The organism is Tessaracoccus lubricantis, from assembly GCF_039544535.1.
In the GTDB taxonomy this organism is placed as follows: Bacteria; Actinomycetota; Actinomycetes; order Propionibacteriales; family Propionibacteriaceae; genus Arachnia; species Arachnia lubricantis.
The window spans coordinates 49,731-63,826 of record NZ_BAABLV010000005.1 but is presented as its reverse complement, the minus strand read 5'-3'; the positions used below and the strand labels follow the sequence as shown (position 1 = coordinate 63,826).

Annotated in this window: 10 protein-coding genes; 5 read left to right on the top strand and 5 right to left on the bottom strand. The window is 69.3% G+C overall.

The features are described from left to right. Nucleotides 1-122: 122 nt before the first annotated feature. From ABEA30_RS01080 to ABEA30_RS01065, 4 genes are all read left to right on the top strand, one after another. The gene (locus ABEA30_RS01080) at nucleotides 123-1,076 is read left to right on the top strand and encodes an ABC transporter substrate-binding protein (RefSeq protein ID WP_345577701.1); all 954 of its coding nucleotides are present in this window, start codon (nucleotides 123-125) and stop codon (nucleotides 1,074-1,076) included. 26 nt (nucleotides 1,077-1,102) lie between these two features. Continuing rightward, the gene (locus ABEA30_RS01075; RefSeq protein ID WP_345577698.1) at nucleotides 1,103-2,644 is read left to right on the top strand and encodes a sugar ABC transporter ATP-binding protein; all 1,542 of its coding nucleotides are present in this window, start codon (nucleotides 1,103-1,105) and stop codon (nucleotides 2,642-2,644) included. Next, nucleotides 2,641-3,636, top strand: a complete 996-nt coding sequence (locus tag ABEA30_RS01070) for an ABC transporter permease subunit (RefSeq protein WP_345577695.1) — start codon at nucleotides 2,641-2,643, stop codon at nucleotides 3,634-3,636. The genes ABEA30_RS01075 and ABEA30_RS01070 overlap by 4 nt, the downstream gene beginning before the upstream one ends. A 66-nt stretch (nucleotides 3,637-3,702) precedes the next feature. Continuing rightward, entirely contained in the window at nucleotides 3,703-4,680 is a 978-nt protein-coding gene (locus tag ABEA30_RS01065; protein WP_345577692.1) for an FUSC family protein, read from the top strand. Here the strand turns inward: ABEA30_RS01065 and ABEA30_RS01060 are convergent. The 4 genes from ABEA30_RS01060 to ABEA30_RS01045 all read right to left on the bottom strand — a co-directional run bounded on the left by ABEA30_RS01060 (nucleotide 4,631) and on the right by ABEA30_RS01045 (nucleotide 8,506). Next, nucleotides 4,631-5,875 (bottom strand): MFS transporter, encoded by a 1,245-nt coding sequence (locus ABEA30_RS01060; RefSeq protein WP_345577689.1) that lies wholly within the window; start codon nucleotides 5,873-5,875, stop codon nucleotides 4,631-4,633. The two genes, ABEA30_RS01065 and ABEA30_RS01060, sit on opposite strands and share 50 nt — an antisense overlap. Further along, on the bottom strand, nucleotides 5,872-6,498 hold the full coding sequence (locus tag ABEA30_RS01055; protein ID WP_345577686.1) for a winged helix-turn-helix domain-containing protein: 627 nt from the start codon (nucleotides 6,496-6,498) through the stop codon (nucleotides 5,872-5,874). Before ABEA30_RS01055 ends, ABEA30_RS01060 begins: the two co-directional genes overlap by 4 nt. Before the next feature lie 48 nt (nucleotides 6,499-6,546). Continuing rightward, a complete protein-coding gene (locus tag ABEA30_RS01050) occupies nucleotides 6,547-7,023 on the bottom strand; it encodes a flavin reductase family protein (RefSeq protein WP_345577683.1) in 477 nt (158 codons plus the stop codon). Nucleotides 7,024-7,087: 64 nt separating this feature from the next. Continuing rightward, entirely contained in the window at nucleotides 7,088-8,506 is a 1,419-nt protein-coding gene (locus ABEA30_RS01045; RefSeq protein WP_345577680.1) for a uracil-xanthine permease family protein, read from the bottom strand. Between the two features lie 131 nt (nucleotides 8,507-8,637). Here ABEA30_RS01045 and ABEA30_RS01040 point away from each other — a divergent pair, with 131 nt between their 5' ends. Continuing rightward, complete coding sequence (locus tag ABEA30_RS01040; RefSeq protein ID WP_345577678.1) at nucleotides 8,638-9,714, top strand: FAD-dependent oxidoreductase; 1,077 nt, start codon at nucleotides 8,638-8,640, stop codon at nucleotides 9,712-9,714. 54 nt (nucleotides 9,715-9,768) lie between these two features. Here ABEA30_RS01040 and ABEA30_RS01035 read toward each other — a convergent pair whose 3' ends face one another. Next, nucleotides 9,769-14,055, bottom strand: coding sequence for a glycosyl hydrolase family 95 catalytic domain-containing protein (locus tag ABEA30_RS01035; RefSeq protein WP_345577675.1), 4,287 nt, complete (start codon nucleotides 14,053-14,055; stop codon nucleotides 9,769-9,771). Nucleotides 14,056-14,096: the final 41 nt, after the last annotated feature.

Genomic DNA, 14,096 nt, shown 5'->3' with positions numbered 1-14,096 from the left:
GGTTTCGTAATCGTACTAAAGCCTAGACAACGTTGTCTCGATCCTCTACATTTGCGTTACCTCAATGCTGAGCGGCCCGAAAAGCGAAGGAGCAACGGGCCACCTACAACTAGGAGCACACGATGAAGTCCACTCCCAGAAGGATCCTTGCGGCCATGGCTGCGGGAGGTCTCCTGTTCGTCAGCGCCTGCACCACCGGTGACGAAGTGGCCACAGGTGAAGGCGACACCAAGATCGAGAAGGTCGGCCTCATGGTGCAGGACCTGACCAACCCGTTCTTCGCCGCCATGCAGACCCGCATGCAGGAGCAGGCGAAGGCTGACGGATTCACCCTCAACGTGCAGGACGGCCGCCAGGACCTGGCAGCCCAGAACGACCAGATCGATGCCTTCATCCAGCAGGGCATGGATGTCATCCTCATCAACCCGGTCGACTCCGAGGGCATCGGTTCGGCCGTGGAGCGCGCCAAGGCCGCCGGCATCACCGTGGTGGCCGTGGACGCCAACGCCGCCGGCTCACACGCCGGTGTCACCACCGACAACGTGATGGCCGGCCGCCTCTCGTGCGAGGCGCTCGTCGAGAAGATCGGCGGCGAGGGCAAGGTCCTCATCCTCGACGGCACCCCCATCTCGCCGGTGCAGGACCGCGTCAAGGGCTGCATGGAGGTCCTCGACGCCACTGAGGGCATCACCGTCGTGGGCCACCAGAACGGCAACAACGACCGCGCCACCGGCCTGAGCCTGGCCACCGACATGCTGACCGCCAACCCCGACGTGCAGGGCATCTTCGCCATCAACGACCCCATGGCGCTGGGCGCGGACCTCGCCATCCAGCAGGCCAACCGCACCGGCATCTGGGTCACCGGCGTCGACGGTTCGCCTGAGGCCGTCATCGCGCTCGAGGACGAGAAGTCCAACCTCTGGGCCACGCCGGCCCAGGATCCGGGTGGCATGGCGGTGCGCGCCTACGAGGTGGCCCGTGAGATCCGCGGGGGCAACGAGCCCGAGGAGCACACCGCCCTCATGGAGCCCTCCATCGTCGACCGCGACAGCGTGGGTGACTACGCCGGCTGGTGAGCCCACCACCGACAGGGAAGCAACTCATGAGCAACCAGATGACGGATGCCCCACTGCTCGAGGTGAGTGGCATCAGCAAGCGCTTCGGCGCAACGCAGGCCCTGGCGGACGTGCGCTTGGACGTGCGGCGCGGCGAGGTCCACGCCCTCATGGGCGAGAACGGCGCGGGCAAGTCCACCCTGATGAAGATCATCTCGGGCAACTACCAGCCCGACGCCGGCGTCATCCGGCTCAACGGTGATCCGGTCGTCATGGCATCTCCCCGAGATGCCATGACGGCCGGCATCGGCATCATCCACCAGGAACTCAACACGTTCCCCGACATGACGGTCGCGGAGAACCTCGCCATCGGCAACGAGCCCAAGACGAAGTTGGGCGTGCTGGACCGGCGCCGCATGATCGCCGAGGCCAGGGAGAAGTTGGAGCGCGTCGGCGCCAAGATCGACCCCCGCACGCCCATCGGCCGGCTCAGCGTCGGCATGCAGCAGATGGTCGAGATCGCCCGGGCCGTGGCCGAGGACGTCGCCGTGCTCGTGCTCGATGAGCCGACGGCGGCGCTGTCGGCCAGTGAGTCCGAGCACCTGTTCGAGTTGATCAGGGGCATGCGCGAGTCCGGCATGGGCCTGATCTACATCTCGCACCGCATGGAGGAGGTCTGGGAGCTGGCTGACCGGGTGACCGTCTTCCGTGACGGCGCCTACGTCGGCACCCGCGACATGCACTCCACCGGTGAGGATCGCGTCACGCCCCAGGGCATCGTCCGCATGATGGTGGGGCGCGACATCGAGGACCTCTACGCCCGGGAGGACCGCGAGATCGGCGACGTGCGCTTCTCGGTGCGCGACCTGACCGACGGCGCGGACATCGGCCCCGTCTCGTTCGACGTGCGGGCGGGCGAGATCGTCACCATGGTCGGCCTCATCGGCGCCGGGCGCACCGAGGTGGGGCGCCTCATCTACGGCGCCGACCGCCGCGTCGGTGGCGAGGTGACGCTCGACGGGCGCCCCGTCGACGTGCGCAACCCCATCCAGGCCATCGCGCAGGGCATCGGCATGCTGCCCGAATCCCGCAAGGACCAGGCGCTGTTCCTGGAGATGTCGGTGCGCGACAACACCGCCATGACCACGCTGGCCGAGGATTCCAACTTCGGGGTCCTGAACCAGCGCCGGATCAGGGACAGGGTGGGTCGGATCTTCGACAGCCTCCATGTGCGGACGGCTTCGCAGGCCACCGAGGCCCGGGCCCTGTCCGGCGGCAACCAGCAAAAGCTCGTCCTGGGCCGGCTCCTGCTCGAGGACCCGGGCCTCATGGTGCTCGACGAGCCCACGCGTGGCGTGGACATCGGCGCCAAGAGCGAGATTTACCGAATCATCTATGAAGCGGCCCGCAGGGGCACCGCAGTGCTTGTCATCTCCTCCGACCTACCCGAGGCATTGGGTATCAGTGACAGGTTGCTCGTGATGCGCGAAGGCAAGATCGTGGCCGAACTCGACGGCCCCACCGCGACGGAGGAGGGCGTGATGGAGCACGCCACCGGTGTGTACGAAGAGACTCAGGAAGTGCGATGACCGCTGAAATCCAAACCCCCAGTCTGAAGCCCCAGACCCAGTCGGCCCTGCGCCACCTCGCCACCTGGTGGGACAAGGTCGGCATCATCGCCGTCCTCCTCGTGCTGGTCGTCGTCATGGCGATCTTCGCCGACAACTTCCTCAGCATCGACAACGGGCTCAACGTGGCCCGTGCGGTGTCGATCAACGCCATCCTGGCGGCGGGCATGACGATGATCATCATCACGGCGGGCATCGACCTGTCCGTGGGTTCCATCCTCGCCGTGTCCGGCGTGACGGGCGTGCTGCTGTTCACGGCGGGCGTCCCCACGCCGCTGGCGCTGCTGGGCGGCGTGGCCGCCGGTGCGTTGAGTGGCTTCATCAACGGCGCCCTCGTCGCGTGGCTGGCGCTGCCGGCCTTCATCGTGACGCTCGGCTCCATGACCTACCTCAGGGGTACGGCCTACTCGCTGCTCGACGGCCAGCCGCTCATCGCCAACCAGCTGGGCTACCGCGCCATCGGCAACGGCGCCATCGCCGGGGTACCCATCCCGGTGGTCGTCATGATCGGCGTCTACGCGGTGTTCTGGTTCCTGCTGGAGCGCACCAAGTTCGGCCGGCACGTGTACGCCGTGGGTGGCAACGCCGAAGCGGCACGCCTGGCCGGCATCAACGTCAAGCGCACGCTGCTGTGGGTCTACACCATCGCGGGTGCGGCCGCGGGCCTGGCGGGCATCATCTTCTCCGCCCGCGTGTTGTCCGCGCAGCCGACGGCGGGCACGGGCTATGAGCTCGACGCCATCGCCGCCGTCGTCCTGGGCGGCACGTCGCTGGCCGGCGGGCGCGGCCGGGTGATGGGCACGCTGATCGGCGCGTTGATCATCGGCGTGCTCACCAACGGCCTGGTGCTGATGAACGTGCCGTTCTTCTACCAGCTGATCATCAAGGGCGTCGTGATCGTCCTGGCCGTGACCCTGGACAGCCTCCGTCGCATGGGGCGTGCCCAGTCCTGATCCGCCATGCCGGATGATGGGGGAATGGGCATTCGATCCTCACTCCTCGCGGTGAGACCGCCCCTGATGCCGAGGCGCACCACGTTGGTGCTGCTGCTTCCGGTCTGGGGCGGTCTCATCGTCTTCACGGCGCTGGGCCAACCCCTCCAGGGGCTGCTGGTCGCGCTCGGCGGCTACATCGTGTTGTTCGGCGGCGGCCGGCCGCTGCGGCCGCGCCTGCGCGCCTACGCCCTCGCCGCCGTCGGGCTGCTCACCGCGGTGGCCGTCGGCATGGTGGTGGCGGGGTCGTCGCTGCTCATCCTGGCCGGATACCTCGCGACGGCGTTCGTGGCCGTGTTCCTCAAGCGCTGGCTGGATCCCGGCCCACCGGGGGCCTACTTCTTCGTGCTCATGATGGGCGCGGGCACGCTGCTGTCGGGCAGCGGCATCGGCGTGCCGCTCACCTTGGCGTACATCGCGCTGGGGTCGTTGCTGGCCATGCTCGTGGGCGCGCTCGACGCCGTGCTCACGCGCCCGGGGCCACCCCCGCTGCCGCGCCCGGCCCCGTTCCCCGACCGCGTGGTGCTGGTGCGCATCTGCCTTGCGGTCACCGCGGCGATGACCGCCAGTTGGCTGCTGGCCGACCGGCACCCGTTCTGGACGGTGCTGGTGGTGGTGCTGGTGCTGTCCTATCCAGGCGACACCGGTCAGCTCACCGTCCGGGCACTCTCGCGCCTGCTGGGGACCGCCGTCGGCGTCCTCGTCTTCCTGCCGTTGTCAGGCCTGCATTTGGGCACGGCGGGGTTCGTGGCTGCTCTGTGCGTGCTGCTGTGGTTCGTGGCGCGTTGGACGGCGCGCAACTACCTGATCGGCTCGGTCCTCATCACCGTGCTGGCGCTGTTCATGTCGGTGCCGCTCATGCCGGCCGAGCCGCCCGTGCAGCTGGCGATCGACCGGGGCGTCGACACCCTCATCGCCGGCGTGATCGCGTTCGCCGCACTGTGGTTGTTCCCGTTCAGGGCACGGCGAGCGCAGCCGCCGACGCCTCCCGCCGCGACGCCTTGAGCTGCGACAGCAGCGGGATGAAGCCGGTGGCCGCCACCACCGTCGCCGCCCCGATGAGCCAGGGGTAGGCGACCGCGCCGATGAGCGCTGCCACGACGGCGGACGTGAGCACCTGCGGCACGTTGAACATCATGTTCATCGCCGCGCCGGAGCGGCCCTGCAGGTTGAGCGGCAGCTCGAGTTGGCGCAGGGTCACGGTGGCCACGATCATCAACGGCATCGACATGCCCAGCAGGGCGATGGCCACGGCCACCACCACGACGTGCTGGACGGTCAGCGCCGCGAACGACGCCACGAACAGCGCCAAGCCCACCATCATCAACCGGTCATAGCCCCACTTCTTCAACAGGCGCGCGGCGTTGAGCCCGGCGATCACCGCGAAGACGCCCTGCACCGAGATGAACACCGACAACATCTCGGGGCGCAGCCCCAGACCGGTGTCGAGGATGGGGAAGATCAACGCGTTGATGGCACCTCCGGCCAGCACCGCCAGGGCCAGGGCGAGCGTGAAGCGCCACAACCGCGGGCGCGAGTGCAGCGCGCCGAAGCCCTCGAGCGACGTGTGGAACCAGTGTCTCTCGCTGGAGATCTCGTTCCTGGTCTCCGTGATCCTGATGTTGGCCAGCAGCAGCGCGTAGACCAGGAAGGCACCAGCCGTCGCCACGAGGATGGGGCGCATGCCCCACAGCGCGAACGCGCCGGCCGCGCCCAGCGGGGCGATGATCCGCAGGCCCTGGTCGATGCTGCCGAACAGGCCGTTGGCGGCGGCCAGCAGGTGGTCGGGCAGCGTGTCGCGCAGCAGGCCGCCCTGCGCGGCGGCGTTGAGGTACGTCGCCAGCGAATAGACGAACGTGACCACGAAGATCAGCCACAGCTGCGAGGCGTCGGTCACGGTGAGCAGGCTCAGCACCGCCAGCGCGATCAGCGTGTTGGTGCCCACCAACAGCCACTTGCGCGAGAACTTGTCGGCCAGCAGGCCCAACGCGGGGGCGAAGAGCGCCGGCACGCCCAGGAAGATGAACACCGAGGCCGCGAACACGTCCGAGCCGGTGAGCACCTTCACCCAGATGCCAATGGTCAGAAAGAGCGCGGAGTCGCCCAGGTTGCCGATGGACCACGCCGTGACCAGCTTGCGGTAGGTGGGGATGCGCAGCGCCTCGCGGGTGCCGCCGAACTCCTCGGTGGACACGCTCATCGTCCCTCCTCCTGCGCTTCGTCGGCGTCGACGGCGGGGCGGGCATAGTGCGCCAGGTCCGGCGTGCTGGCCATGAACACCGTGTTGCGCTGCGCGCCCTCGGGCCGAAGTGAGCCGTCGGTGTTGCGCTCCTTGAACGGTTGGAACAGCGCCAGCACGGCGTCCATGAGTTCCTCGTGCTCCTCCTCGGTGAGCCACAGCGCCGTGTGCGCCAACAGCGTCCGGTTCATCGCCTCGGTGGGCAGCGTGGGCATGGCGCGCAGGAAGGCCTCGAGCCGTCCGGTCTCCTGCGCCAGGACGGCGGTGCCCAGCGCGGTGATGGCCGGCAGCGACGCCGGGTCCTCGGCCGCGAACGACTGCGTGCGGTCACGTGCGGCCACCTCCCAGGGGCGGCTCTTGGCGTCGCCGGATTCGGCACGCTTGATGTAGCCGTGCTTGGCCAACGTGCGCAGGTGGAACGAGCAGCTGGCCACGGATTCGCCGATGGCCTCGGCGCACTGCGTGGCGGTGGCGTGCTCCACACCGGAGAGGTAGTCCAGCAGCGCCAGGCGCGTGGGGTGCGCGAGCGCGCGGATGCGGGTCGGGTCCGAGGTGTGGTCGGCGTGTCCCTGGGGTGCGGTCATGACCCCACGGTAAATGCTAAAGAACTCTTTCGCAAGAGTTCTTTAGCATCAGTATGGGATGACGTCGCGGAACTGGCGCAGGTGGTAGCCCAGGCTGCTGTCGCTGTGTGCCTCGGCCGCCGCCACCGTCGCCAACACGACGGTGTGGTCACCACCCGCCACGAACTCGAGCTGCTCGCACCGCAGCCAGGACACGGAGCCTTCGAGGCGGGGGAGCCCGTGGTCGTCCTGCCAGGCGAGGTCGGCGAACCGGTCGGGGATGTCGCGGCGGGCGAAGCGGAGGGCCACCTCGCCCTGGCCCGCGGCCAAGATGTTGATGCCGACTCGGCCGGTCTCGCGGATGCGCTCGATCATGCCGGAGCGGTTGTCCAGCGCGAAGAACACCATGGGAGGCGTCACCGACAGGGAGGCGAAGGCCGACACCGTGGTGCCCGTCGGCACGCCGTCGAGCATGGTGGTGACCACGGTCACCGGCGAAGGCACGCGGGCCATGGCCTCGCGGAAGCTCACCTCAAGTTCGTGCACCCGTCCACCGTAGTCGCTCGGCGCGGTGGCGCCTACGACGCGGTGGGCGGGTGCCCGGCGACCCTCAGTCCTCGTCGACGTGGTGCATGCCCTCCACGTCGTACTGCAGGGTGGCGCCGTCGGCCTCCTCACGCATCTGGCGCGGGGCGATGGCGCGGGCCAGGTGGTACACGGCGATCGTCACGATGGTGCCCAGCGCGATGCCGCCCAGCTCGAAGTCGCCGATCGGCACCTTGACGTCGCCGATGCCGATGATGATGCCCGCAGCGGCCGGGATGAGGTTGACGGGGTTGCCGAAGTCGACGTGGTTCTCCTTCCAGATCTTCGCGCCCAGCAGGCCGATCATGCCGTAGAGCACCACGGTGATGCCGCCGAGCACGGCCGAGGGCGTGGCCGAGATGACGGCGCCGAAGACGGGCGAGAAGCCGAACAGGATGGCCACGATGGCCGCGACGACGTAGGCCGCCGTCGAGTAGACGCGCGAGGCCGCCATCACGCCGATGTTCTCCGCGTACGTGGTGGTGGGGCCGGCGCCGACCGCGGTGGCCAGCATGGAGGCGGCGCCGTCGGCCGCGATGGCGCGGCCCATGAGCGGGTCGAGGTCTTCCTTGGTCATCTCGGCCACCGCCTTGACGTGGCCGGTGTTCTCCGCGATCAGGGCGATCACGACGGGCAGCGCGATGATGATGGCACCGAGCGAGAACTGCGGCAGGTGCAGGCCGACGACGTTGGTCGTGGCGCCGAACTCCCAGGTGGCGAGGTCGGTGACCGGGGGCAGGCCGAACCAGTCGGCCTGCTGCACTGCGCCCCAGTCGACGCGCAGCTGCTCGGTCACGGTGCCGTCTGCACCCTCCTTGACCATGGGGCCGAACACCACGTCGGCCAGCCAGCTCAGCACGTAGCCGATCACCAGCGACAGGAAGATCGCGATGCGCCCCCAGAAGCCCCGGAGCCCGATGGACAGACCCACCACGATGAGCATGACGACGAAGGCGAGCCACGGGTCGACCGGCCAGTACACGCCAGCCACCACCGGCGCCAGGTTGAAGCCGATCAGCATGACCACCGCGCCGGTCACCACGGGCGGCAGCGCCTTGTGGATCACGCGCGCGCCGGCGAAGTGGATGATGATGCCCACCATGAACAGCAGCAGGCCGACGACGAACAGCGCCCCGGTCAGCGTGGCGGGGTTGCCGCCCGCCGCGTAGATGGCGGTGGCGACGCCCACGAATGAGGCCGAGGAGCCGAGGTAGCTGGGCACGCGGTGCTTGACCACGAACAGGAACAGCAGCGTCGCCACGCCCGACATCATCACCGCGAGCTGCGGGTTGAGGCCCATCAGGAGGGGGAACACGAACGTGGCGCCGAACATGGCCACGACGTGCTGGGCGCCGAGCCCGATGGTGCGTCCCCAGCCGAGGCGTTCGGTGGGCTTGACCACCGCGTCGGGGAGGAGGACTCCGTTGTTGTGCAGCTTCCACATGAGGGGGGCTTCCTTTCGTCGGCGGAATGTTACTCGCGCGCCCGCCCCCGCAGGAAGCTCGGGTCCCCGAATGAACGCGGCGGCTGCGTGCCGCCCGGCACTGCTCCGACGTCGCCGGTTAGGGTTGGGACATGGCGCATGACGTGGTGGTCCTCGGCGCGACCGTGGCTGGTCTCACGGTCGCCCGCCTGCTCGCGTCCGAGGGCTTCGGCGTCGTCGTGCTCGACCCCAACACCGAGGGGATCAGCGCCGCCATCGGCCACGGCGTCGCCGCCATCGGGCACGCCTCCACCGTGGCGAACATGGCCCACTTCTACGGCCTGGCCGCCGCCCGCGAGCACACCCGCCGCAACATCGCCGGCCTCGCGCAGATCAACTCCGTCCTCCCCGACGCCCAACGCCTGCAGATGCGTGACAACTCCCTTCCGGGCGGCGACGAGGGGGAGACCCTGCAGCTGGCCGAGCTGTACCGGGGCGAGGGTGGCAAGGCCGACGTGCTGGTGGCGCCCGACGCCATCGCGCTCATGACCGAGGTCCTCGTCGTGGACCCCGCGGCCTACGCCGTCGAACTGCGCAGGGCCGCCGTCGCAGCGGGGGCGAACGTGGTGCACGGCGTGACCGTGACGCACCTCACCAGGCGCGACGGCGCCACCCGCATCTACTTCCGCAACAACATGGCCTGGGTCCACGACATGGGACACGTCACCGGCATGGCGGTCATCGACACCCTGGGCGTCAGCCCCTGGGGGCGCGTGGCGCGGATCGGGCCGGCGGAGTACGTGCCGGTGCTGCGCTGCACGCCGGCCGAGCCGGTGACCGAGGTGTCGCTGCACGCCCGGCCCGACGTCTGGATGGTGCGCCCGACGGGGGACACGGCCCTGCTGCTGGGCCAGAAGACGACGCTGAACGGCGTGGCGGACGCGTCCCGGGCACTCGAGGCCTGGGCCGTGGCGAACCTCGGCGCGACCGACCTCGAGCACAGCCGTCTGGCGATCGACCCGAGCGACCACGGCCGGCCCGTCGTCGGCGCCTCCGCCATCCCGGGCGGGTTCTATGCCCGGGGCAACGGCCGGGGCGAGCTGATGAACGGCACCGCCAGCGGGCACTACCTCGCGCGACTGCTGGCCGGGCACCAGAAGAGCGGCAACGCCCTGCCCCCCATCAGCAAGCTGCGGGCCTTCGGGTCGCGGGTGCTGCGCAGCCTCTGACAGACACGAAGGGGCCCCGGAGTCGTCGACTCCGGGGCCCCCTGTGGTGGTTGCTCAGCTCTTGAACATCACGATGTTGTTGAACACCCATTCGTTGTTCTGGCTGAAGGAATATCCACCCATGGGCCTGGCGGTGGCGGCGTACACCGTCGTCCACGTGTACGAGCGGCACGCACCACGGCCGGTGGCCGCGGTGTCGCACTCGGTGCGCCACTGACGGCCGGCGGAGGTGAACTCACCGGCGGCGCCCAGCGGGTTGCCCTTCCAGGCGTCCCGCGTCATGAACGGCAGGTAGGTGAGGTTGTTGAACACCCAGCCGCTCTTGCGCACGAACTCGCCGCCCTCGATCTGCACCACGGTGGCCCAGATCTCCGTGCGGCAGCGCTCGGTCTGCGAGTAGTCCTCACAGGTGGTCATCCACTGGCGGCCGTTCAGCTCGTGCGTGCCCGCCAGCGTGTAGGGCGCCGTGCGGACGAAGTCGGCACCCGGCTTCGTCGGCGACGTCGTCGGCTTGGGGCTGGGCGACGTCGTCGGCTGGGTCGACACCGACGGCGACGGCGACGACGTGGGGCCCGGCTTGCGCTGGACCTTCAGCGTGAACGTCACCTGCGAGGTGTTGCCCTCAACGTCCGAGACACTGACGGTCACGCCGAACGTGCCTGGGCCGGTCGGGGTGCCCGAGAGCTTCCCGGTGGCGTCGACCGTCAACCACGACGGGTTGCCAGCCAGGGTGTAGGTGAGGGGCTGTGACTGGTCTGTGGCCGACACCTGCAGTTCGAAGGCCTCCCCGACGGTGGCGTTCTGCGCAGCGATCTGCGAGACCTCCGGGCCAGTGGCGTCGACCACGAGCAGGGCTGCAGTGGTCACCACGTTCGACGTGCCCACGGCCCGCACCACCGTCTCGCCGGGGGCGAGCGAGGTGGGCACCGCGACGGAGGCGGTGAACGCGCCCTGGGCGTCGGCCGTGGCGTTCACCACGGTGTCGCCGATGGAGACCTTCACGACCTCACCGGATGCCCATCCGGCGCCGCTGACGGTGACGGTGTCACCGGCCTCGGCCTCGGCGGGCGAGACCGTGATGGCGGCCGCGGGCAGCGGCTCCGGCTCTGCCGCGGCGGCGGCGCGGACGCCGAGCTCGCCCGCGTGGGCCCACGCCTGACCGGCAGCGGCCGGCGTGGTGGCGAGGAGCTTCACGTAACGGGCGGTCACCGGCTCGTCGAACGTCACCGTCTTCGGGGCGGTGTTCTTCTCGAACGTGCCGCTGGCGACGGTCTCGTAGACGGCGTCGGCCGGCTGGGCGTACTGGGCCTGGCGCAGCTGCGCCGCGGTGGGTGCGACGAAGGTGCCGGCCGTCGGGACCTGGATGGAGTACCCGCCGATCTGGCCGTTGCAGACGGCCGGGTCGTTCGACGAACCGCAGTCGCTCTTCGGGCGCGGGGTGTAGACGAACGACTGGAACGTCTTCTCCGAGCCCAGGTCGAGCACGATGTAGTGCGGGTAGGCGGGGCTGCCGCCCGACCACTGCGTGTGCCAGAACGTCGACGGATTGCCGTCGATGGCGGCCGACACGAAGCCGTTGGTGGGGCCCTCACCGGTGACCTCGGCGCTGTCCCACGCCGCGATCCCCTGGACCGGGACGATCGACGGATCCACCAGCTGGATGCCGACGGTGCCCGAGACCTCGAGGTCGGGCCCGACCAGCTTCACCCGCAGGGTGCCCTGCGTGCCCGTGTTGGGGGCGCGGACGGTGAACGACGCGGTGCCGTCACCCTCCCCGACCAGCTGGCGCACGGGGGAGACCTGCCAGCCCTCCGGTGCCTCGACGACGAGCTCGCTGCCGGCGGGGGCGCCGGTGTAGTTGACGGTCACGGTGCCGTCGGTGGAGTACACGAGCGAGTCGGGCGCGTCGGCGACGGTGACCTTGACGTTGCCGTCGATGGTGTAGGTGCCACCGGCGGTGGCAGTGAAGGACACGACGCCGTCGGCACGCGTGGAGGCGACGGTGGCGCCGGAGCCGTCACGCACGGTGACGGCGCCGCCGGCCAGGGTCGTCTTGACCTTCACCGGGCCGGCGTTGCCGGTGGTGAGGCGGACCTGGTCGGTGGCGCCGGAGGACCAGGTGGCGCCGACCGTGACGTCGTTCCAGGCCTTGATGCCGTCGAACGAGCCGTCGGCCCAGGCGGCGGGGACCGCCGGGAGGACGGTGATCAGGCCGGGGTCGTTGGCCACGAGCATCTCGTTGATGCCGGAGGTGGCGCCGAAGTTGCCGTCGATCTGGAACGGCGGGTGCGCGTCCCAGAGGTTCGGGTAGGTGGAGTTCGAGATGATGTTCTTCACCATCTGGTGGGCGTGGTCACCGTCGAACAGCTTGGCCCAGAAGTTGATCTTCCACGCCATGGACCATCCGGTGCCGCCGTCGCCGCGGTGGACCAGCGACTTGCGGGCCGCCTCCGCCAGCTCGGGCGTGGTGTTGACGGAGATGTTGCGGCCCGGCCACAGGGCGTAGAGGTGCGAGACGTGGCGGTGGCCGATCTCGCCGAGCTGCTCGGTGCCCTTCCATTCGAGGAGCATGCCGGTCTCCTCGCTGATGGTGAGGCCGTCGTCGGTGTCGGCGAGCGTGGTGCGCAGGCCGGTGACCTCGGACTCGAGGCCGAGGACCTCTGCGGCCTCGATGGTCGACTGGAACAGTTCGGTGGCGATCTGCTGGCTCATCGAGGCGCCGGCCACGAACGGGCCGTGCTCCGGCGAGTACGAGGGGTTGGCGACGAGCTGGCCGTCCCGCGGGTCCTCGACGAGGTACTGCTCCCAGAACTTCGAGGTCTTCTTCAGCATCGGGTAGGCGGTGGTGCGCAGGAAGTCCTCGTCACCGGTGTACAGGTACTTCCACCAGAAGGCCTGCGCCAGCCAGGCGTTGGCCTCGGGGAACCAGAAAGCGGTGGACCAGTCGAACACGCCGGTGAAGCCGAAGGGCGTGGTCTCGTTCATCACCATCCAGGAGTCCTCGATGCCGAGCACGTTCTGCGCGGAGGTGGCACCGGCGCCGACGAGGGAGTCGATGTAGTCGAGGTACGCGTCGTAGGTCTCGGGCATGTTGCCCGACAGCGCCGGCCAGTAGTTCATCTGGACGTTGATGTTGGTGTGGTAGTCGGCCGACCACGGCGGGTTGTTGACCTGGTTCCACACGCCCTGCAGGTTGGCCGCGCCCAGCACGTGGTCACGCGACGACGAGATCAGCAGGTAGCGGCCGTACTGGTAGTACATGGTCTCGAGCGTGCGGTCTGCGGCGGAGGTGCCGCGGTACGCCGACCGGGCCTGGTTCGTGGGCACGGTCAGGGCCGCGCCGTTCAGGTCGAGCTTCACACGGTCGTAGATCGCCTTGTAGTCGGCCTGGTGGGCCGTCTTGACCTCTGCCCAGCCCTTCGTCTGCGCGTCGGTGACCCGCTGGGTCACCTCGGCCGCGACCTCGGCGGCCGTGCGGCCGTCCCGGTAGGACTTCGTGATGTCGGCGTTGTACTCGGCGCCGTAGTCGGTGGCCGCGGCCCACACGATCGTGGCCGAGTTGGCCCCGGCCACGGTGATCGTGGCGCCGGCCGCCGTCGTCGTGCCGCCGTCGGTGACGACGTCGGCCTGGGCGTTGTACTTCAGCCCGTTGTTCGGCGACGTGCCGGCCAACGTGATGCGCGAGCCGGAAGCCGTGACGGTGCCGCTGCTCAGCGCCTGCTGGTCTGCGGCCATGCCGGACTGCAGCTTCTTGTCGTAGGTGGTGGTGAAGTTCACGGCGCCGGGCTTGTCGGCGGAGATCTTCATCATGACGACGTTGTCGGGGTACGAGGCGATGTACTCGCGCGTGAAGGTCGTCTCGCCGACCTTGTAGGTGACCTTGGCCACCGAGTTGTCGATGTCGAGGGAGCGTTCGTAGTCGGTGGGGGTGCCGACGCCGTTGTTGAACGCGAACATCAGCTTGCCGAAGGACTGGTAGTTGCCGTAGCCCACCTTCGGCTGGCCCAGCTTGCCCGCCACCCATCCGGCGGTCGCCTCGCCGGTGGTGTTGATGACGTCGCGCACCTCCTGCAGGTTGGCGCGGCGCTGCGCGACCTCAGCCTCGGGGTAGTTGCCGTAGCGGTAGCCGGGCACGCCGGGGCCGCCGGTCCAGAGGGTCTTCTCGTTGAGGAAGACCTCGTCGTTGGCCACCTGGCCGAAGATCGACGCGCCCAGCGCGCCGTTGCCGATGGGCAGCGACTCCTCCTGCCAGCGGTTCAGCGGGGCGGGTGCGGAGTACTTCAGGACCAGCGGGTCCTGCTGGGTCGTGGTGGGGGCCGCGTTTGCCGTTTGCGACAGCACGGGCGTTACAGCCGTGGTGGTGACCAGAGCCGCCGATACTG